The sequence below is a fragment of the Parasphingorhabdus sp. DH2-15 genome (assembly GCF_051668705.1).
GTDB lineage: Bacteria > Pseudomonadota > Alphaproteobacteria > Sphingomonadales > Sphingomonadaceae > Alterisphingorhabdus.
In genome coordinates this window covers 1,544,322-1,565,297 of sequence record NZ_CP196351.1, presented here as the reverse complement: position 1 = coordinate 1,565,297, position 20,976 = coordinate 1,544,322, and the positions used below count along the sequence as shown (strand labels likewise).

Sequence of the window (20,976 nt, the reverse complement as noted above, 5' to 3'; positions counted from 1 at the left end):
TTCTTAGGCAGTATTTGTGTCATTTAGCGCGCTCAATCTTCCACCGAAGAGGCCGGAATGGTTTTCATTTCCAGATTCTTTCGGTCAGCGTTTTATCGTCACTGTTGATACAGAAGAAGATTTTGACTGGAACAAACCTATATCCCGCACAGGCTATGGCTTAGACAGTCTTGAACGCTTAGACCGGTTTCAACAATTTTGTGAAGGTCATGGCGTCATACCGATTTATTTGGTTGATTACCCCGTTATTACGCATGAACCGGCTGCGGAACGGCTGCGCGAGTTTGTTAGCAAAGGCGTTGCGGCAGTGGGGGCACAATTGCATCCCTGGGTTAGCCCGCCTTTTTCTGAAGAGACTAATAATTTCAACAGTTTTGCGGGCAATCTTCCCAAAGAACTTGAGCGTGCTAAATTGCTTTCACTGGTTGAAAAAATAGAACACTCTATTGGGCAAGCGCCCATTATCTATCGCGCAGGACGTTATGGGGCGGGGCCCAATACGGCGCAAATCCTTCATGAAGCCGGAATTTTGATCGACACCTCTGTCAGGAGCAAATTTGATTATAGTGGGTCGGATGGGCCGAACTATAAAGATCATCCGGTAAAACCATATTGGTTGGATGAAGGGCATAATCTGTTGGAACTGCCTTTGACGACCATGTTCTGGGGTTTGCTAAGGCGGCAGGGTGACTTTATTTTTCCGCGTCTTTCCAACCGACCAACATTGCGCGCGGCTTTAGCGCGTACGAATCTGCTTGAGCGTATTGCACTTACCCCCGAAGGGATAACCGTCGATGAAGCCATTCGTGCGATAGATATGGCGCTTGATGAGCATTTGCAGTTGCTGACATTTTCTTTTCACTCACCATCTTTACAGCCAGGACATACCCCATATGTCAGAAATAGGGATGACCTTGACCGGCTATATGATTGGTGGCGGCGGGTCTTTGCCTATTGTGGACTGCGCAACATCAAACCTGCATCTTTGCATGATATTAAAGCTGCGGTCTTTTCATAGAGGCGGCTTTTACGATTTTGTCAGTGCTATTTTGGGAAAATATGGTTTTGTTGCTTGCCAAGAGATTATCCTTTCGGCTAGGGGGCTGGCAATGGGTTTGGGCCTGTAGCTCAGTTGGTTAGAGCTGGCCGCTCATAACGGCTAGGTCGGGGGTTCGAGTCCCTCCGGGCCCACCAAAAATTTATCGGTCTGACCGGTAAATGCATTTGCTGTAAAAAGCTGATGCAATGTCAATATGTCGGGGAGTGGCGCAGCCTGGTAGCGCACCTGTTTTGGGTACAGGGGGTCGCAGGTTCAAATCCTGTCTCCCCGACCATATTGTCACTAAGGTCTTTTCAGAAACCAGATTCTTCAGAAAATTAAAAAAGGCAGATGCTCCACTGGAACACCTGCCATAATATTTTATAGTTCAAGTAGCTTATGGTGAAGTTGGTATATCATCGTCGTCATCGGCAAGAATAATGATACCGCCCACTACAGCGGCGGCGGCGATCAATGATAATATGATCGGGAAGCCACCTTCTTCAGCGGCAACTGCTGCGGCTTCTTCAGCGGCGGCGGGAGCAGCTGGCGCTGCCTTGACTGGCAAAACGCACCCCGCAGGACTGGAAGCGCAAATACCACTATAATTTGTAGCGATAAGACCGGCGCGTGCCTGCACCGCAGTTGAGCCAATAACAAGCATCAAACTCGCAGCAACCGTAGCAATTTTTGCAAAAAGTTTCATTTCAAACTCCCATATCTACACAGTAACATTCTTGAAAACCTATGTTACGTAATAATACTGAAGGCTCATTGTGAGCGATCTGGCTATTTTATAGAGTCATTAAAGAAAAATAAAAAGTAAACTTGCATAAACCAATATAGGTCACATTGTAAAAATAAGTAACTATATTAAACGTAGATTTACATATATATATACAAACAAATAAGCGTAACTTTATGTATATAACCTTGACGATCCATAATATCATATAATAGGAATTTATTGTGATTGAGATGTGTGTAGGAAAGGATCATCAATGCAATTATCTAAAAGAACTTTATGCATGACCGGCATAATTGCGCTGGGCATGAGCGGGGGAAATGCTTACGCACAGACTGGGCCACTGGATGGCAGCGAACTGCGCGGGCACACTGTTGATGTTGTCTTTGCAGATGGTACTAGCAACAGCGTCTTTTTTGCACCCAATGGCCAAGCGCAGATAAATGGTGCTGGGGCTAATGCCACAGGGAGCTGGTCAGTTCGCGGTAATCAACTGTGCTTGCAGAGCGGAAATATGCAGGAATGTTGGAATTATAGTCAGCGCTTTGTTGCTGGACGGCCATTATCTTTGGCCAGCAGCTGTAACGAAACGTCGCGGTGGACTGCGCGTTCTGTAAATCCACCACCGCCCGCGCCTCAGCAAGAGGTGGCGCCAGTTCAACGCGGGGAACGCGGTTAATTTGCGCCTAGAGATTCCCCAAAATATCGTGCGCTTGAGCGTGCTTGCCATAGCGGCTTTCACTGCTATGGGAAGCACCGCTTTGGCCCGCGGCGACGGGGATCTGACAACATATTATGCGGACCAAGAACTCGCGAATATCGCTGACCAATATTCTGCGCCGTTTCTGGATTATGGTGAATTTGGAAAGAGCCAGCAGCAAGACAATCTTCTGGTCACGCGTTTTGCGGCTGCCATTCGTGATTTTGATCGGCAATGGGGTGTTCTGCCACAATTTAATTTGGTTTATACGCGGCGATTGGCTGAGGGCGCTAGCGGCGATGATGTTACGCAGCTGAGGCTGCGCCTTGGGCTATCGTCAAAGCCGTTTTATGATCCCGCTTTGTCAGAAAAGATATTTGCATATCGGCGTGATCATGGTCTGGCGTCAGGCTTTCATGCGGATGAGGCCCTGATTATCTCATTAAATAAAGGGCATGGAGCGCATAGACGTGTGCTCAATGTTAATTTGCAACGTGCAAAAGAATTGCCAGTTTTTTTGGGCAAGAAATTTATATTGGTTGATGCAGCCAAGCAGCAGCTTTACATGTTCGAAGATGGCCGCTCTGTAAAGTCTATGCGAGTCATTGTAGGTAAGCCTAGCGACCCCACACCAATGATGGCTGGTTTGATGCGATATTCCGTGCTCAATCCTTATTGGAATATCCCGCCCGATCTAACCAGAGATCGTTATGCCCCGCGGGTTATTGCCCGCGGTGAGAGCTATTTGCAAAGTGCAGGGTTCGAAGCTCTGTCTGACTGGACCAGTAAAGCCAAAATATTGCGGCATGATGAGGTCAATTGGCACGCTGTAGCAAAAGGCGAAACGGAATTACGCCTTCGGCAACGACCTGGTCCGGGCAATGGCATGGGAGCGATTAAATTCATGTTTCCCAATGACTTTGGCGTCTATCTGCATGACACGCCTGGCAAGACCCTGTTTGCAAGAGAGAGCAGGGCGTTAAGCGCGGGTTGTGTAAGGGTGGAATTTCCATGGCTACTCGCCAAATGGATATATGGTGAGCGACCGGTTACCAATACTTTGGAGCCTGAACAGAATGTTCCTTTGCCGCAGCCGATGCCTGTCTATCTGACCTATTTTACCGTTATGCCGACACCATTTGGTTTGGATTATCGCGATGACATCTACAACCGTGATGATAGAACACAATTAGTGTCGGCTAAGATAGATAGTCCAATATAATCACTGGAGATATTTCGGCTCAGTATATCACTCTGCATCTTCGGAGTTTTGATCCTTATCATCCTGTTCGACCTTCCCGCTATTGGCTTCCGGTTCCACATTGTTGAGGGAATCAATTTCAATTTGCATCGCTGCGTCCGCTGCTTCTTCTAATGTTTCTGCGCTCTTATCAATTTGTTGCTCTTGAGTAAGATTAGTATCTTCTGAAGCCACGTCTTCTGGCACTTTGCTGCACGCTGTGACAAAGGCCAGCGCGATAAGGGCACACCAAAAGCGGATATTCAAAGTCATTGCTCAACCGGTCTGGCCGCAATATCGGCCTCGCTATTGGCGATGATGGAAAGAACCGTCACCCAAGCGGCGACATTCTGTTTCATCATGGCCGGGTCAATTTTATCAAGCGTATCATCAGGCGTGTGGTGCAGATCAAAATAGTCTGTGCCATCCTGCTGAAGGTCGATTGCGTTTACACCCAAACGCACCAATGGCCCATTGTCAGGGCCGCCGCTAGCCGGAGCAGCCCATGGCCCTATCCCCAAAGTGGACAACGCATTGGTGATTTCAGTTTTGAGAGCGTCATTGCCCTCTGGCAGTTTAAATTCAACGCGGTAAATGCGCCCTGCACCAAAGTCTGACTCCATGGCGATGGCATGGCCTTTTGCGCCATATTTTTCAGCATAGGCTCGGCCGCCCCATATGCCGACTTCCTCTGACCCAAACCAGACAATGCGTATTGTGCGCTTGGGTTGACCGGCGTCTTTAATCAGTTTCGCTGCAGCAGTTGTAATGGCCACACCTGCACCATCATCAACAGCGCCAGTGCCCAAGTCCCAACTGTCCAAATGGCCGCCAATCACAATGATGGGCAGGCTAGGGTCACTACCTGGAATTTCGGCGATCACATTGCCCGATGTTTGCACGCCTATATTGCGCGGTGTCATCTTCATGCGGATGCGCACAGGCTCACCCAATGTTTTTGCACGTTCTATAATCCGGTCCAGATTCTCTGCGTCAGGAATAGATATCGCCCCTGCCGGTATGGGCTTTGCATCGCCAAAACTGGTGTTTCCTGTGTGTGGATTGCGATGATAATCCGTTCCAACAGAGCGGATGACCATAGCAGATGCCCCTTTTTCAGAGGCAACGCGCGGTCCAAAAAAGCGCACCCCACCAAAATAGCCATAGGATGATCCATCCTGCGTGCGCGTCATATCGTGGCTGACATAAGCAATTTTGCCATTCAGACTGTTATCAGGAATGGCTTGTAGATCGGCCAAAGTGCGGAAATGGACAATCTCACCTTCCATGCCATCTTCGCCAGTGGATGCACTGTTGCCCAATGCGGTGATGTGCATATTATGCGGGAAGGGAGCGATGATTTGCGCGACCTCTTCGCCGCGAACCCATGTTGGTAGCTCAAAATTATCAACCCGAATATTTGCAAAGCCCAAGGCCGTAAGTTTCTTTACGGCCCAATCGCGGGCACGCGCTTCAGCCTCTGTTCCGGCCAGTCTTGGCCCGACTTCGGTTGTCAGTCCCTCGACAATTTCATAAGCGGTATCATCGGCAAGAGCCTTTTCCTGAAGCTCTGCGACATTAAATTGTGCATAGGCAGGAGCAGAAAAAATAAGGGCGCTGGCAAGCGCGGCGAATCCGGTGCTGAGATGTTTCATAGTCAATGTGTTTAACCAGCGTCTGAATTTTTGCAAATGCCTCTCTTGCAGCGCTGGTCAGCCTTCGCTAGGCAGCGCTCGCATCAATATGAAATTTGAAAACAGGACAATTCGCCATGGCCGTGCAGTATAGCTACGTTATGAAAGGTCTGACCAAGACCTATCCCGGCGCCAATAAGCCGACTCTTAATGACATCAACCTGCAATTTCTGCCTGATGCGAAGATCGGTATTGTCGGGCCAAATGGCGCGGGTAAATCCACCTTGATGAAAATCATGGCGGGCATGGATACCGAATTTGCCGGCGAAGCATGGGCAGGTGAGGGCATTCGCGTTGGCTATCTGGCGCAGGAGCCACATCTTGATGACAGCAAGACTGTCAAAGAGAATGTTATGGACGGCGTGCGTGAGGTTGCAGACCTTGTCGAGCGTTTTAATGAAATTACCGGCCTGATGGCGGATCCACCCGAAGATGTGGATTTTGACGCATTGATGGAAGAGATGGGCGATCTGCAAGGCAAAATTGATGCCGTTGATGGCTGGACGCTGGATAACCAGCTGGAAATCGCCATGGAGGCGCTGCGCTGCCCGCCGGGTGATGCTCAGGTAACCAATCTTTCAGGGGGTGAGCGCCGCCGTGTCGCATTGTGTCGCTTGCTGCTCGATAAGCCGGAAATCCTGTTGCTCGATGAGCCTACCAACCATTTGGATGCCGAAAGCGTCGCTTGGCTGGAGAACCATTTGGTCGAGTATAAAGGCAATGTCATCATGGTCACCCACGATCGCTATTTCCTCGACAATGTGGTGAAATGGGTGCTGGAGCTCGATCGCGGACGCTATTTTGCTTATGAGTCCAACTATTCAGGCTATTTGGAGAAAAAGGCCAAGCGGCTTGAACAGGAATCGCGCGAAGACCAAGGGCGTCAAAAGGCGATTAATCAGGAGCTGGACTGGATTAGACAAAACCCGAAAGGCCGCCAAACAAAGTCCAAAGCGCGGATTAAGAGCTTTGATCAATTGGTCGAAGCGCAGGAAAATCGCGATCCAGGCAAGGCGCAAATCCTTATCCAAACACCGGCCCGTCTGGGCGGCAAAGTGATTGAGGCCGAAGGTCTGACCAAGGCCTATGGCGATAAATTGCTGTTTGAAAATCTGAACTTCACGCTGCCACCGGGCGGTATTGTTGGCGTTATCGGCCCGAATGGTGCTGGTAAATCGACATTGTTCAAACTGATTACGGGGCAAGAAACACCCGATAGCGGCACCATAGAGGTCGGCTCGACAGTGCAACTGGGCTATGTTGACCAAAGCCGCGATGATCTGGACCCGAATAAGAATGTCTGGGAAGAGATTTCCGACGGGCTGGATTTCTTCACCTTCGGCAAACATGACGTGCAAACCCGCGCATATGTAGGGGCATTTAACTTTAAAGGCACGGACCAACAGAAGAAAGTCGGTCAGCTATCGGGCGGTGAACGCAACCGCGTGCATATGGCCAAGATGCTCAAAGAAGGCGGCAACGTGCTGCTGCTCGATGAGCCGACAAACGATCTTGACGTGGAAACGCTGCGTGCGCTTGAGGACGCTCTGGAGAGCTTTGCCGGCTGCGCCGTGGTCATCTCGCACGATCGCTTCTTCCTTGACCGCTTGGCAACGCACATCCTCGCTTTTGAAGGCGACAGCCATGTTGAATGGTTTGAAGGAAATTTTGAAAGCTATGAGGAAGATAAGCGCCGCAGATTGGGTGATGCAGCAGATCGCCCGACAAGACTGGCATATAAAAAGCTGACACGGTGAGGTAGGTGCCCGGATTTGTTAAGGTTGGTGCGATAATTTTTGCCGCGATATTTGTTATCTTCGCAACTCTTGTTATTTTCGCTATATGCCGATCTCTGTTCAAAACCTCAAAGGAAGCGGGGTTTCTGACAGGCCTATCCATCTCTTTTTGCATAGCATTTTGGTTAATGTGGAGTGCCTTTGGAGAGCATCATACAGATATTGGAGTCTCAAGTTTTGATAGTTCCTTTCCTGAGCTAGTCCAGCATGGTGCGAAAGGCATCCGAGGACATAAGTGGATTGATGATCTTTCTGATGGAGAATACTATATGTTTTCCATAGAACCTGAGAATTTTGACAGCTTTGTATCTAAATATTCTCTTACGAGTGGCGCGGATCCACATGGATATAATAATTACCTGACAGTTACCGGTGGAGTAACTCCTGATTGGATGCCAGATCAAGATTGTGAAGATGGTAAAGCCTATCATTCAGTTGATCTAAGCTCAGGATATTTTACGAGGTTCAACTTTTATTACTGCCCGATCCAAAAAATTGGATACATGGCGTATGTCAGAATTTGATGCCCCCATATAGCAGGCAGCATTTATGATTGATTGACCAAATTCCAAGTTAAATAATATTGGAAAGTGCATCGTCATACTGAACGTGTTTCAGGATCCAGAGTAGCATGCGCCGGGAGTTTTAGCTCTGGACCTCGGATCAAGCCCGGGGTGACGGTTGCTTGAAGGTTGTTATCGGATAGCCAAAATTTAGACCATAGAGTCTAACATCAAGGCACCAACCACTGACCGTTCCAGCTCTCGGCCTTTTCGTCGTAGGTAAATACTGCACGCCGATGCCCAGTATGGGCCAGGTAGAGCCATTCAATTTTTGTGATTTCGGTCAATAGCAGCGCAAAGTTTTTCCGGCCTTCTTCGCTGCGTTCCATAGTGGGCTCAACACCTTCAAGGTCAGAGGGAAGGCCGGATATGGGGGTATCTGTCGGGCTGCCCGGTGCTGGGTCTGCCAGATAGCAACGGCGTGAAAATGGCACAGATTTTTGCCATGCAGCATCTGCGCGGGGACTATCATCCTCAATCCGGCCACGGCCTTGCATACGCAATTGCGTTTTGCCCTTTGCATCATAGGCCAGAACTGAGACCGGAATGCCGTCGCCGATCATATCAGATTTGGCAGCACGCAGATCGGTATGGAAACGCAGCAGACGCGTTTCTGGTTCGGCTTCGCGCAACACCATGACGCGCTGTGTTGCTTTTCCATCGGGCAGGGCGTTGGCAATGGTCAACACATGGAAGCCATGGCGACGGTCTTTCCCGCCGCGGCGCAATTGCCGCCAGATATGCGCCAAAATATCATCATGATTGTCCATGATCAGATCATTGCTCATGCGTTGGTGCCTATTACGGTTTCATCTTTTGCGGTTGCCAAAGAGGTAAGAATGATTGCCGTCATTGCCGCCAAAAAGCCGGGAATAATCTCGTAAATGCCGCCAAAGCCCAAAAAGTCACTGTTTAGTCCCAAGGCTATCCATATAATGACAGTGATAGCACCTGTTACAAGCCCAGCAACGGCGCCAGCGCCAGTAGTTTTACGCCAGCAAAGCGATAATAATATTAGCGGCCCAAATGCTGCGCCAAAACCGGCCCATGCGTTGGAAACCAGACCCAGAACCTGACTATCAGGGTCAATGGCAATCAGCCCTGCCAATATCGCCACTGCCGCGACCGAAATACGGCCAATCGTAACCAGCTCACCCTCACTGGCATCTTTACGCAGGAATTGCCGATAAAAATCCTCGGTCAAAGATGATGATGACACCAAAAGCTGCGAAGAAATGGTGCTCATAATCGCGGCCAGCAAGGCCGCCAGCAAAAAGCCTGTTATCAAAGGGTGAAACAGAGTGTCGGCCAGCAATATGAAGATCGTTTCCGGGTCATTCAGTTGCAGGCCATTGCTTTCCACATAAGCGCGGCCAGCAAGCGCAATGCCAATCGCCCCCAATAATGCAGCGCCCATCCAACTCATCCCGATGGCGCGGGCGCGCGGCACGTCGGATACGCTGCGCAATGCCATGAAGCGCACAATGATGTGCGGTTGCCCAAAATAGCCAAGCCCCCACGCCGTAGCAGAGATAAACCCGATAAATGTGAGGCCTGTGGTCAGACTGGTCAAATTAGGGTTGATTGCATACAGAATATCGCCAGTAGCCGACCATCCACCCAGATCAGACATGGCGACAATCGGCATCAGCACCAACGCAACGACCATGATGCAGCCTTGAACAAAGTCGGTCAGGCTAACGGCAAGAAATCCGCCAAACATTGTATAGGCCAACACTATGGCAGCGGTTAGCCACACACCGAGCAGATAATCCTGACCAAAGGCGCTGGCGAACAATTTGCCGCCCCCGACCAGACCTGCGGCTGTGTAAACCGTGAAAAACACGATAATCACAATGGCCGAAATACTGCGCAGCCATATTGCTTTATCGGGGAAACGCCGCCCCAGAAATTGTGGAATGGTCAGGCTGTTATCAAGCTGTTCAGTTTGTTCACGCAGGCGCGGGGCGACAATAATCCAATTGGCGAGAGCACCTGCAAAAAGTCCGATGCCGATCCATGCCTCAACAAGGCCAGACACATATAGTGCGCCCGGCAGACCCAATAATAGCCAACCAGACATATCTGATGCGCCAGCGGATAGCGCGGCAACCGAGGGGGATAATTGGCGACCGCCCAACATATAGCCAGCAATATCATTGGTGGATTTGCGCCACGCGTATAAACCGATGGCGATCATACCCACAAAATAGAGGGCAAGCGTAACGAGTGTTCCTGTCTGCATGGCGATGTTCGATAGACGATCTAGAGATGGTGAGCAACGCCAAGGAGTAAGAGATATGATGCTTTTCCCGTTTGCTGGCATTGATTCACTTCCAACTCGTCGCTATTTGCAACTGCATGAATGATATGTCTGTAACGCCCGATAAACGACCCGATTCCCAACGGGTTCGTAAGCCTGACTGGATTCGTGTAAAAGCACCGGTCAGCAAGGGTTTTCACGAAACACGCAAATTGATGCGTGAGCTTAATCTGAACACTGTCTGTGAAGAGGCGGCATGTCCCAATATCGGCGAATGCTGGACCAAAAAACATGCCACGGTGATGATCCTTGGCGATGTTTGCACGCGCGCCTGCGCTTTTTGTAATGTGAAAACGGGCATGCCGCGCCCTGTTGACCCGATGGAGCCGGAAAATCTGGCCATTGCAGCGGGCAAAATGGGGCTGGAACATATTGTTATCACTTCGGTTGACCGTGATGACCTGCCTGATGGTGGAGCCAGCCAATTTGTGAAAGTGATTGAGGCACTGCGCCGTACCAGTCCGAACACAACTATTGAGATTTTGACGCCCGATTTCCGGAACAAATCAGAGGCCGCGATTGAAGCCATCGTCACTGCAAGGCCTGATGTTTATAATCATAATCTGGAGACTGTGCCGCGCCTTTACCCCACCATTCGTCCGGGCGCGCGTTATTATGCATCCTTGCGATTGCTGGAACAGGTTAAGCGGCATGACCCCAGTATCTTTACGAAATCCGGTATTATGTTGGGGCTGGGTGAGGAAAGGCTGGAAGTGCATCAGGTAATGGATGATATGCGCTCTGCGGATATCGACTTTATGACCATGGGCCAATATCTGCAACCCACGCCAAAGCATGCCAAAGTCATCGATTTTGTGACGCCAAAAGCCTTTGACGCGTATGCTGCCATTGGTCGCGCGAAAGGCTTTTTGCTGGTCGCGTCCAGCCCGCTTACGCGTTCAAGCTATCATGCTGGTGACGATTTTGCGAAGATGAAAGCTGCGCGTGATAAGCAGCTCGCGGCCAAGGCTATTTAGGCAAAGCCAAGCGCATCATGCCCCAACACTCCGAAACACGGTATCTGCCTTATACACCAGAGCAAGTTTATGCGCTGGTGGCAGATGTGGGCAGCTATGCTGAGTTTTTGCCATGGGTTATCGGCACCCGCATCAAATCCGATAGTGAAACCGAGATGATTGCCGATATGATCGTCGGTTTTAAGCATTTGCGCGAGAAATTCACATCACATGTGAAGAAGGAGCCGGGCCAGTCCATACGCGTGGATTATCTCGATGGACCATTGCGCAATCTGGAGAATATCTGGAAGTTCCGCTCGCATGGCGACGGCCAATGTGCAGTGGATTTCAGTGTCAGCTTTGCATTTAAAAACCGCATCTTTGAAAATCTGGCAGGGCAATATTTTGATAAGGCTTTCCGCAAAATGGTCTCGGCTTTCGAAGAGCGTGCGGCTCAGCTTTATGGCAGCAGCAATTCGAGTGCGAACAGCGCCGCCTGATCCCGAATATCAGCGCGGCTAAGCTCTGCACCAAAGGCTTTGTGCCAGCTTTCTGGTGTTTGTCCTTTCATTGCGCGCCCAAACATAACTGTGCCCACCGGCTTTTCTTCCGACCCCCCGCCAGGCCCCGCAATACCGGTTATTGACACAGCAATATCGGCACGAGAGTGCTCTAAGGCGCCAACGGCCATTTCACGGGCGACAATTTCTGAAACCGCGCCATTGTCTGTAATGATATACGGATCAACACCCAACATCTCTGACTTTGCTTCGTTGCTATATGTCACAAAGCCGCGATCCACCACAGCAGAGCTACCCGCAATGCCGGTCAATGCAGCGCTCACCATGCCGCCAGTACAGCTTTCTGCCACGGCTACCAATCTGTTAGCAGCAATATTGGCCTGAATAACGCGGTTAGCCAATAGTGGAATGGCTTTACGATTTGTGTTTATATTGTCGGTCTCTCGCATCGCCAGTCAATCAGTTTGTTCATGCACGGCAACGATAAGTGCGCTGGCTTGTGCAGCGATACCCTCTTTGCGTCCTGTAAATCCCAGAGCCTCTGTTGTAGTGGCTTTTACACTGACTTGATCGGACCGTAAATCCAGTATTTCAGCAATCCTCAAGCGCATATTTTCGCGGTGTGGTTTTATTTTGGGTGCTTCACAGATCAAAGTCACATCCAGATTGGAAATGTGATAGCCGGCCTCTTGTGCCAATTTGCCAGCATGTTGCAAAAACCGATCTGAAGAGGCGCCTTTCCATTCTGGATCAGTATCGGGGAAATGGTCGCCAATATCGCCCATCGCCAATGCGCCCAATATAGCATCCGTCAGAGCATGCAGGCCGACATCGGCATCACTATGACCTTTAAGCCCATGATCGTGCGGAATTTGGATGCCGCAAAGCCAGATATGATCGCCTGGCTCAAAACGATGCACATCATAGCCATTGCCCATGCGAATGGATGAAGGGGTGGTTGATGGGAGGGGAGGCTTTACAGAGCTTTCTGTCACATCAATTCTTTCGGGTTGGTTATTGGTAAAATCCTCGGCAAAGGTCATTTTCGCTAGACGTTCATCGCCGCGCACTGTCGCAACGTCATGGCCGAAATGCTGGGCCATGCGGGCATCATCAGTAGGTTCTGTAGAATCTGCCGGCCAAATATCATGGGCATGTTTTATAATGCCATAATGAAATGCTTGCGGAGTTTGCACACGTAGAAAGTCATTGCGATCAACAGCCCTTCCAAGGATGCCGCCATTATTTGTTACCATGCTGTCTGCTATGGGAAGGGTGGGCACGGCGGCCTTTTCAGTATCCAAAGCACTTATTAGTGCTGATACAGTACCATCGGTTTCTAGACCAAATGGGCGTGCTGCATCATGGATTAGTGTTGGTGCGTCATCACTTGCGATAGTTTCCAAAGATTTCAGTCCTGCATGTACGGACTCGCGGCGTGATGTTCCGCCTTGTGTGTAGAGGATTTTGGGATCTTCGGGTAGAAAAACAGCCGCCTGTTCACGCTGGCCTGCGCCCAATACGATCACCAGCTTTGCCAGTGTAGGGAAGCGCAAAAATGCTTCAACACTATGGAGCAATAACGGTTTGCCGTGAACGATGCGGAACTGTTTCGGTATATCGCCGCCGGCACGCTCTCCGCGGCCTGCCGCAACGATGACGACATAAAATTGTTTCATGCCCCATCTCTTGGCAAATTGCTCACACCATGTCCACGCTTGCGATTGCATGAATTGAGCGCTATTTGGCGCTAATTCCTCAATATAACCAGCATAGCAGGTTTTATGACAGTTTTGACACCCATATCCATCGGTCAACATCGTATTGAATGCCCTGTAATTTTGGCACCTATGACTGGAGTGACCGACAGGCCGTTTCGTACCTTGGTTCGGCGTTATGGTTCCGGTTTAAATGTTACTGAGATGATTGCGAGTGAAGCGATGATCCGCGAAACGCGGCAATCACTGCAAAAGGCGGCTTGGGATGCAACCGAAGAGCCGGTTTCCATGCAATTGGCTGGTTGCTCTCCTTGGCCAATGGCAGAAGCCGCAAAGCTCAATGAAGATCGCGGTGCGGCAATTATTGACATCAATATGGGGTGCCCGGTCAAGAAAGTGGTCAATGGTGATGCTGGCTCTGCACTGATGCGTGATTTACCTCTGGCGGCATCGCTTATTGATGCGACAGTTAAGGCTGTCTCTGTGCCTGTGACCGTGAAAATGCGTATGGGCTGGGACCATGACAGCCTGAATGCGCCTGAACTCGCCCATATTGCCGAAGACTTGGGTGCCAAAATGATCACTGTGCATGGCCGAACCCGCAACCAAATGTATAAAGGCTCGGCCGATTGGGCCTTTGTCCGCAGCGTTAAAGAGGCTGTGAATATACCGGTTATTGTTAATGGCGATATTTGCAGCATTGCCGATGCTGAAACTGCGTTAGAGCAGAGCGGCGCAGACGGTGTGATGATTGGTCGCGGTGCATATGGCAAGCCATGGTTGTTAGGACAAGTAATGCACTGGTTCATGCAAACGGGACCAAATAAAGTGGCACTGCCCGATCCGGATATGGAAGAGCAATATCAGACATTGATCGAACATTATCAGGCCATGTTGGAACTTTATGGTGAAGATATCGGCGTTCGCGTCGCGCGTAAACATTTGGGTTGGTATACCAAAGGACTGACTGGCTCAGCTGAGTTTCGTAACCATGTGAACAGGTTGGAATCAGGCCGTGAAGTCTTGGATAATTTGGCACGTTTCTATGCACCTTGGCGACGCGCAGCTGCTGCTTAGAAATTTATTATACTACAAAAGATAATTGTTACAGAACTGTGTCGATGCAGATTTGCAACGAATATGTGTCATATTATTCGATGGAAACTGCTCTTAAGCACTGTATTTCCGGTAAAATGCAGTTTTATCACGGTCAAGCGATGAATTTTTGCAACATTTGTGTTTCTTCTGCCACGCGGCTGCGTTAATCATAACGGAATGAATGCAGCAACCTTTCTGACCCCTGTTGCCAAATGGTTCAAATCAGATCATGCAGGTGAAGATGCTATTGGTCGAGAACGCAGCTTTGCGATACTCGAATGGGCGTCTGCAATTACCTTGTTGGTCATGCTGGCCGTTACGACCAATATTATAGGCAGCCGTACTGTTGCCAATGGTGTTTTGCCGGCCGTTTGGGCATCCACCTTGCTCATCGCAAATTTAATACCTGCCATGCTGGTGCTTGTATTATTGGCGCGCAGAATTGCCAAATATCGGGCTAGGCAAAGCATTGCTGGTTCTGAAGGGCTTTATCACACGCGCCTTGTCGGACTTTTTGCCGTAGTTGCCGCAGTGCCCACTTTGCTGGTTGTGCTGTTTGCTTCACTCATGTTTCAATATGGCGTTGAGTTTTGGTATTCAGATCGTGCGCGCTTGGTTCTTGAAAATGCCAATGAACTCGCATTGGGATATCGCGATCAAAGTGCAGAAAATGTACGGGCTGAAACGGACGCTATGGCCAAAGATATGCGTATCTCTTTGTTGGAAGCGGACCAAGACAGCCCGGAACTGGCAGAGGCATATAGTTTTCAAGTATTGGTGCGCCGTTTCCAAGAGTCCGCGATTTTTGAGCGGGGTAGCGACGGTGTTTTGCGGACCATTGTCGGGGTCGATCTTGCTGAAGGAGAATTGGCCGAACGCATTACTGACGAGATGTTTAGCGATCTTGCTAAAGGGCAGAATGTATCCTTAATCTATGGCAGTGATAGCATCAGAGCTCTGGCTCCGGTTGACCTGCAATCTAATATCTTTTTGTTTGTTTCTCGTGCTTCAAGCCAATCCTCATTGAGCCAATGGGAGAGGGCAGAGGAAATCTTGCGCGATTATGATGCGCTGGCTGGCAGAACCCAATCTTTGCAATTGCGCTTTAATGGCGCACTATATGTTGCATCATTGCTGCTATTGGCGATTGCTCTCTGGGTCGCGTTAAAATTTGCTGATCGTCTGGTGGCACCTTTGGCGGAGTTGGTCGCTGCGTCACGAGAAATTAGCCAAGGCAATTTTTCGGCTAGAGTAAAAACCGAAGACTCTCGTGATGAGTTGGCCATTATGAGCCGCGCCTTTAATTCTATGACCGAAAGGCTGGACGGACAGCACAAGGCACTGGTCACTGCCAACCATCAGCTGGATGATCGCCGCGCCTTTATGCAGACTGTGGTAGAGTCGGTGACTGCTGGAATTATATCTGTTGATGATGAAGAGCGGATACAATTGATGAACAGTGCGGCCGAGGCTTTGTTATTGGAAGGGGAGCAAGAATATCATGCTCAGCCATTATCAAGCATAGCGCCATTTTTGACCGATTTATTAGCTTCAGAACAGACCAGCGGTGTCGTGCAATATCGTTTGCACAATGATCTGTTGACGCTTGCCGTTCGCATTGGCGAGGGCGGCATGGGTAAGGTTATCACTTTTGAAGATATCACCCAGCAATTGCTAGATCAAAGACAGGCGGCTTGGTCAGACGTAGCGCGCAGAATTGCGCATGAGATTAAAAACCCGCTGACACCTATACAATTGGCGGCTGAACGATTGAAGCGCAGATTTTCCTCGCAAATAACAGAGGGTGAGGATGTTTTTGCCAAATTGACTGAAACTATCGTTCGGCAGGTGGGGGACTTGCGGCGCATGGTTGACGAATTTTCGTCCTTTGCGCGTATGCCGAAGCCGGTTTTCAGAGATGAGAATATCATTGATTTGGTGCGGCAAGCGGTGTTCATGCAAAAGGTCGCGCATAGTGAGATTATATTTGCTGCGCCAGAAAGCGACGCTGCGCTTGAGATGGCCTGTGATCGCCGGCAAATATCCCAAGCCATCACCAATATATTGAAAAACGCAGTGGAGGCTATCCAGTCACGCGCCGAGGCACGGGAAGATAATAGCGACCCGCAAGATGGTACTCATGTTGGTGAAATCAGGGTAGCTGTCGGCCGTGAAAATGGAAAAACCATCATAACCATAGCCGATAATGGCATTGGCTTGCCTGAGGATCACGACCATATTTTCGAACCCTATGTCACCACCCGGGCCAAGGGTACTGGCCTCGGGCTCGCTATCGTTAAAAAGATCGTTGAAGAGCATTTTGGTGAAATTGAGTTCAGTGCGTCTGATATTGGCGGCGCGATGGTCACGCTCAGCTTTGATGGCGATAAAACTGCTGCTGCTGAAATGCTGGCAAATGAAAATATGCCAGATGATCGGGATAGTTAAGTGAAGTTAGAAGGATATCAGTTTTGGATATTTTAGTTGTCGATGATGAGCAGGATATTCGCGAACTCGTTGCAGGCGTGCTCGAGGATGATGGGTATAGCTGTAGAACTGCGCATGACAGCGATTCTGCACTGGCTGCGATCAATGAGCGCAGACCAACGCTTTTGCTGTTGGATGTATGGCTGAAAGGCAGTAAATTAGATGGTCTTGAACTGCTTGATGAGGTCAAGCTGATCCATCCGGAAATGCCCATTTTGATATTTTCTGGCCATGGCAATATTGACACTGCAGTTTCCGCGCTTTCACGCGGTGCACTAGACTTTATCGAAAAACCGTTTGAAACCGAACGCCTGGTACACCTTATCGGGCGAGCAACAGAGACAGACCGGTTACAACGTGAAAATGCTCAATTGCGCAGCAAGTTAGGCGTTGCAGAAGAATTAAACGGTCATTCTAGTGCGATAAATGCCGTGCGCGCAACATTGAAAAAAGTTGCGAACACAGGCAGCCGCTTGCTCATCACTGGTCCTGCTGGCGTGGGTAAAGAAGTGGCTGCCCGCTTATTGCATAGCTGGAGTCCAAGAGCCAAAGCACCATTTGTGACGGTAAATTCTGCCAGAATTACACCTGACAGCTTTGAAGAATTGCTCTTTGGTCTTGAAGAACAAGGGCAACTTGTCCGTGCCGGATTGCTTGAAAATGCACATGGCGGCACATTATTTCTTGATGAAGTGGCGGATATGCCACTTTCGACACAAGCAAAGATATTGCGTGTGTTGACTGATCAGAGTTTTGTGCGGGTGGGGGGCGACCGACCAATTAAGGTCGATGTTCGCTTTGTGTCTGCCACATCAAGAGATCTGCAACAGGAAATTGCGGAGCAACGCTTCCGGGAAGATTTGTTCTACAGATTGAATGTTGTGCCTGTCGCTATTCCGCCATTGAAAGAGCGTCGGGATGATATTCCTGCTCTTGCAGAGCATTTCTTAGCCCGTTTTGCGGTTGAGCATAATATGTCATCCCCCAGAATTGGTAGTGAGGCCATGGCAGCTTTCCAAAGCTATGATTGGCCGGGTAATGTCCGCCAATTGCGCAATGTTATTGAGCGCACCATCATTTTGGCGCCGCAGGGAAATGAGGTTCAGATTGAGCTGGAAATGCTACCCGCCGAAATTCTACATGACGAAGATATGCAAGGCTTTGGCGTGTCTTCCTTGACAGGCGTACCTTTAAGAGAAGCAAGGGAAAATTTTGAGCGTGAATATTTGCGCACGCAGATTCGCCGTTTCTCGGGGAATATATCCAAGACCGCCACATTTGTAGGGATGGAACGCTCTGCTTTGCACCGCAAATTGAAATTACTCGGCCTCAACGAACGTAAAATCAACTAATTCGGATTGGTGACATCAAAAACTATATTACTTGTCTCTTGTGCTATTGGCGCAATATCTTATTTATGGGACTGGCAGTGATCGATATTGCGGAACTGGCACTGTTTCATCAGGGGGAATAATGGCGGCGAAACCGACATCTTTACAGGATTTGTTTTTGAATGCACTGCGCAAACAGCGCATTCCAGTAACCATGTTTTTGGTAAAAGGCGTGAAATTGCAAGGCGTGGTAACATGGTTTGACAATTTCTCGATCCTGCTGCGGCGGGATGGCCAAACGCAGCTGGTTTATAAGCATGCTATTTCTACCATCATGCCTTCAGGGCGTATGGATTTGGCTGAGTTTTATGAATATTCCCAGAAGCTTGCCAAAACGCCAAGCCTACAGGATATTTTCCTGAATGCTGTTCGCCAGTCTGATACTGCGGTCACCATGTTTTTGGTCAATGGCGTAATGTTGCAAGGCAATGTCGCTGCATATGATCTGTTTTGCATGTTGCTAGAGCGTGAGGGTATGGCACAGCTTGCCTATAAGCACGCCGTTTCAACGATACAGCCCAATGACGAGCTTGATCTTCAATCAGCAACGGAGATTGAGGATTAAGGCAGTCTCTATGCTCTTGACCCAAATTTCTTTATGATATTTTCGGATGAACGCACAAACATAGATCAAGGCGCCGCTGCCGTCATCGTTTATCCCGATATCGGTCATCATCCAATGATTTCGCATGAAGAGCGGCTTCTTGAAGCAGAGGGGCTTGCGCGTGCAATTGGCATAAATGTGGTTGAAATGCGCGCATATCGACTGCGGACTATAAAGCCGGGTATTTTGTTCGGCGGTGGTCAACTTGATGAAATTGCAAGCATAATTGCTGCGCACTCGCTCAAGTTGCTCATTGTAGATGGCGCTTTAAGCGCTATCCAACAAAGAAATCTGGAAGAGCGACTGAAAGTCAAAGTGATCGATCGTACTGGATTGATTTTGGAAGTCTTTGGAGAGCGTGCAGCCACCCAGGAGGGACGTTTGCAAGTCGAGCTGGCCCATCTTGATTATCAGGCCGGCCGCTTGGTGCGTAGTTGGACCCACTTGGAACGCCAGCGCGGTGGTTATGGCTTTCTTGGTGGTCCAGGTGAAACGCAGATTGAGTCTGACCGTCGGATGCTCAATACCCGCCGTGCAAAATTACGCCGGGAACTGGGACAGGTCATCAAAACGCGTACCCTGCACAGAAGCCGGAGACAAAGGGAAGGGCGGCCATTAATCGCTCTGGTTGGCTACACAAATGCTGGAAAATCAACGCTGTTCAACCGGTTAACGGACAGTGATGTCATGGCTAAGGACATGTTGTTTGCTACTTTGGACCCAACATTGCGTGCGATTGAACTTCCATCTTTCGGCAAAGCGATGATGTCAGATACCGTTGGATTTGTTTCAGACCTGCCAACCCAGTTGATTGCTGCGTTCCGTGCCACGCTTGAAGAGGTTCTGAGCGCTGATATCATTGTCCATGTCCGCGATATTTCGCACCCTTTGACATTCTCGCAAAAGGATGATGTCGAGACTGTGTTGGCTGAAATTGGTGTGGATTTGCGCGATGAAGATAATCTGGACGGAACACCGCTGATTGAGCTGTGGAATAAGACAGATTTGCTGGATGAGGATAGGCGAGCTGAATTGACGCTGCATGCACAATCGCAAACTTATCCGGTTGAATTGGTATCGGCCATCAATGGGGATGGCGTCGACAAAGCAAGCAACTTGATGAGTGCGTTGCTGACGGAGGGCCATCATAGCTATAAGGTCAGCCTGGATCACAAAGAAGGTGAAGCTCTGGCTTGGTTATACAGGCACGGCACTATTTTGAATGACTATAGCGATGAGCAATATCACAACCTTATCGTGCGTATGGAAAATGCCGATTGGTCATATTTCCGGCAAAAACTGAAGAATGATAACATCATTATGGATGCGGCTTGAGCTTTACAGCCTGCCAAAGTTCTTCTTTTTCATCCAATGTTAGCGCGTTAAAACGCCCATCAGCCATATCTTCCATTGCGCGAAAACGCCGCTCAAATTTGCGGTTAGCATCGCGCAAAGCAGTTTCTGCATCGACTTTATAATGCCGTACGAGGTTGACTGCGGCAAAAAGTAAGTCGCCAGCTTCCTCATGCTGTTCTGCTGCATTTGTGGCCTCAAACAATTCGCGCTGTTCTTCCGCAATTTTTTCTGCACAACTGGCTGCATCTGGCCAGTCAAAGCCCGTTTTAGCGGCGCGTTTCTGTATTTTCTGAGCGCGCATTGCGGCGGGGAGGGAGAGTGCAATATCGTCCATGGCGCTATTTTGACCTTTGGCACCGCGTTCTTCCGTCTTCAGTTCTTCCCAATCCCAATCTTTTTGATCCACTTCACCAAAAACATGCGGGTGACGCCGTGTCATTTTGTCACAAATGGCTGTAATCACATCATTCAGTGCAAAACTGCCTGCTTCATCGGCCATTTGGCTATGAAATATGATTTGTAGCAGCAAATCACCCAATTCATTCTTCAGTTCATTCATGTCACCCTGAGCGATGGCGTCTTCGACCTCATAAGCCTCTTCAATGGTGTAGGGGGCTATAGTGGAGAAGTTTTGCGCAACATCCCAAGGGCACCCATTGTCCGGATCACGCAATTGCCGCATGATATTTACCAAAGGCATAATATCAAAATTGTTGCTTGGCTCTGCCGGTGGTTTGTTAGTCAT

General features: G+C 49.3%; 20 protein-coding genes and 2 tRNA genes. 14 read left to right on the top strand and 8 right to left on the bottom strand.

Features of this window, described 5'->3' with window-relative positions; all coding sequences use genetic code 11:
* Positions 1–16: 16 nt before the first annotated feature.
* The 3 genes from ACR9YC_RS07300 to ACR9YC_RS07290 all read left to right on the top strand — a co-directional run bounded on the left by ACR9YC_RS07300 (position 17) and on the right by ACR9YC_RS07290 (position 1,334).
* Entirely contained in the window at positions 17–1,018 is a 1,002-nt protein-coding gene (locus tag ACR9YC_RS07300) for a polysaccharide deacetylase family protein (RefSeq protein WP_438725815.1), read from the top strand.
* 99 nt (positions 1,019–1,117) lie between these two features.
* Positions 1,118–1,194 (top strand) — tRNA-Ile (locus ACR9YC_RS07295).
* A 63-nt stretch (positions 1,195–1,257) separates the two neighbouring features.
* Positions 1,258–1,334, top strand: a tRNA-Pro gene (locus ACR9YC_RS07290).
* A 102-nt stretch (positions 1,335–1,436) separates the two neighbouring features.
* Here the strand turns inward: ACR9YC_RS07290 and ACR9YC_RS07285 are convergent.
* Positions 1,437–1,745: a hypothetical protein gene (locus tag ACR9YC_RS07285; RefSeq protein ID WP_438725813.1), complete on the bottom strand. Its 309-nt coding sequence runs from the start codon at positions 1,743–1,745 to the stop codon at positions 1,437–1,439.
* Between the two features lie 322 nt (positions 1,746–2,067).
* Between ACR9YC_RS07285 and ACR9YC_RS07280 the strand changes: the two genes are divergently transcribed.
* Together ACR9YC_RS07280 and ACR9YC_RS07275 are read left to right on the top strand one after the other, a co-directional pair.
* Complete coding sequence (locus ACR9YC_RS07280) at positions 2,068–2,463, top strand: hypothetical protein (RefSeq protein WP_438725811.1); 396 nt, start codon at positions 2,068–2,070, stop codon at positions 2,461–2,463.
* A gap of 67 nt (positions 2,464–2,530) precedes the next feature.
* Positions 2,531–3,706 (top strand): L,D-transpeptidase family protein, encoded by a 1,176-nt coding sequence (locus ACR9YC_RS07275; RefSeq protein WP_438725809.1) that lies wholly within the window; start codon positions 2,531–2,533, stop codon positions 3,704–3,706.
* 27 nt (positions 3,707–3,733) lie between these two features.
* Here ACR9YC_RS07275 and ACR9YC_RS07270 read toward each other — a convergent pair whose 3' ends face one another.
* Both ACR9YC_RS07270 and ACR9YC_RS07265 read right to left on the bottom strand, forming a co-directional pair.
* On the bottom strand, positions 3,734–3,997 hold the full coding sequence (locus tag ACR9YC_RS07270; protein WP_438725807.1) for a hypothetical protein: 264 nt from the start codon (positions 3,995–3,997) through the stop codon (positions 3,734–3,736).
* The gene (locus ACR9YC_RS07265) at positions 3,994–5,379 is read right to left on the bottom strand and encodes a M20/M25/M40 family metallo-hydrolase (protein ID WP_438725805.1); all 1,386 of its coding nucleotides are present in this window, start codon (positions 5,377–5,379) and stop codon (positions 3,994–3,996) included. The genes ACR9YC_RS07270 and ACR9YC_RS07265 overlap by 4 nt, the downstream gene beginning before the upstream one ends.
* Before the next feature lie 116 nt (positions 5,380–5,495).
* Here ACR9YC_RS07265 and ettA point away from each other — a divergent pair, with 116 nt between their 5' ends.
* Together ettA and ACR9YC_RS07255 are read left to right on the top strand one after the other, a co-directional pair.
* Positions 5,496–7,175 carry an energy-dependent translational throttle protein EttA gene (ettA, locus tag ACR9YC_RS07260; protein WP_438725803.1) on the top strand — a complete coding sequence of 560 codons (1,680 nt, stop codon included), beginning with the start codon at positions 5,496–5,498 and terminating at the stop codon, positions 7,173–7,175.
* A 5-nt stretch (positions 7,176–7,180) separates the two neighbouring features.
* On the top strand, positions 7,181–7,738 hold the full coding sequence (locus tag ACR9YC_RS07255; RefSeq protein ID WP_438725801.1) for a hypothetical protein: 558 nt from the start codon (positions 7,181–7,183) through the stop codon (positions 7,736–7,738).
* 209 nt (positions 7,739–7,947) lie between these two features.
* Here ACR9YC_RS07255 and ACR9YC_RS07250 read toward each other — a convergent pair whose 3' ends face one another.
* Positions 7,948–8,565 (bottom strand): flavin-binding protein, encoded by a 618-nt coding sequence (locus ACR9YC_RS07250; protein WP_438725800.1) that lies wholly within the window; start codon positions 8,563–8,565, stop codon positions 7,948–7,950.
* Entirely contained in the window at positions 8,562–10,022 is a 1,461-nt protein-coding gene (gene putP, locus ACR9YC_RS07245; RefSeq protein WP_438725798.1) for a sodium/proline symporter PutP, read from the bottom strand. The genes ACR9YC_RS07250 and putP overlap by 4 nt, the downstream gene beginning before the upstream one ends.
* A 116-nt stretch (positions 10,023–10,138) precedes the next feature.
* Between putP and lipA the strand changes: the two genes are divergently transcribed.
* Together lipA and ACR9YC_RS07235 are read left to right on the top strand one after the other, a co-directional pair.
* Positions 10,139–11,077 carry a lipoyl synthase gene (gene lipA, locus ACR9YC_RS07240; protein ID WP_438725796.1) on the top strand — a complete coding sequence of 313 codons (939 nt, stop codon included), beginning with the start codon at positions 10,139–10,141 and terminating at the stop codon, positions 11,075–11,077.
* A gap of 17 nt (positions 11,078–11,094) precedes the next feature.
* Positions 11,095–11,556: a type II toxin-antitoxin system RatA family toxin gene (locus ACR9YC_RS07235; RefSeq protein WP_438725794.1), complete on the top strand. Its 462-nt coding sequence runs from the start codon at positions 11,095–11,097 to the stop codon at positions 11,554–11,556.
* On the opposite strand, the gene ACR9YC_RS07230 is transcribed toward ACR9YC_RS07235, so the two are convergent.
* Both ACR9YC_RS07230 and ACR9YC_RS07225 read right to left on the bottom strand, forming a co-directional pair.
* Positions 11,517–12,026, bottom strand: coding sequence for a CinA family protein (locus tag ACR9YC_RS07230; RefSeq protein ID WP_438725792.1), 510 nt, complete (start codon positions 12,024–12,026; stop codon positions 11,517–11,519). The genes ACR9YC_RS07235 and ACR9YC_RS07230 overlap by 40 nt on opposite strands.
* A 6-nt stretch (positions 12,027–12,032) precedes the next feature.
* Positions 12,033–13,256, bottom strand: a complete 1,224-nt coding sequence (locus ACR9YC_RS07225) for a bifunctional 2-C-methyl-D-erythritol 4-phosphate cytidylyltransferase/2-C-methyl-D-erythritol 2,4-cyclodiphosphate synthase (protein ID WP_438725790.1) — start codon at positions 13,254–13,256, stop codon at positions 12,033–12,035.
* Between the two features lie 105 nt (positions 13,257–13,361).
* On the opposite strand from ACR9YC_RS07225, the gene dusB reads away from it, so the two are divergent.
* From dusB to hflX, 5 genes are all read left to right on the top strand, one after another.
* A complete protein-coding gene (gene dusB / locus ACR9YC_RS07220) occupies positions 13,362–14,372 on the top strand; it encodes a tRNA dihydrouridine synthase DusB (protein WP_438725788.1) in 1,011 nt (336 codons plus the stop codon).
* A gap of 198 nt (positions 14,373–14,570) precedes the next feature.
* Positions 14,571–16,841: a sensor histidine kinase gene (locus ACR9YC_RS07215; protein ID WP_438725786.1), complete on the top strand. Its 2,271-nt coding sequence runs from the start codon at positions 14,571–14,573 to the stop codon at positions 16,839–16,841.
* 23 nt (positions 16,842–16,864) lie between these two features.
* On the top strand, positions 16,865–18,232 hold the full coding sequence (ntrX, locus tag ACR9YC_RS07210; protein ID WP_438725784.1) for a nitrogen assimilation response regulator NtrX: 1,368 nt from the start codon (positions 16,865–16,867) through the stop codon (positions 18,230–18,232).
* Positions 18,233–18,353: 121 nt separating this feature from the next.
* Positions 18,354–18,836: an RNA chaperone Hfq gene (hfq, locus tag ACR9YC_RS07205; RefSeq protein WP_438725782.1), complete on the top strand. Its 483-nt coding sequence runs from the start codon at positions 18,354–18,356 to the stop codon at positions 18,834–18,836.
* 33 nt (positions 18,837–18,869) lie between these two features.
* A complete protein-coding gene (gene hflX, locus ACR9YC_RS07200) occupies positions 18,870–20,210 on the top strand; it encodes a GTPase HflX (RefSeq protein ID WP_438725780.1) in 1,341 nt (446 codons plus the stop codon).
* On the opposite strand, the gene mazG is transcribed toward hflX, so the two are convergent.
* A complete protein-coding gene (mazG, locus tag ACR9YC_RS07195) occupies positions 20,194–20,976 on the bottom strand; it encodes a nucleoside triphosphate pyrophosphohydrolase (protein WP_438725778.1) in 783 nt (260 codons plus the stop codon). The two genes, hflX and mazG, sit on opposite strands and share 17 nt — an antisense overlap.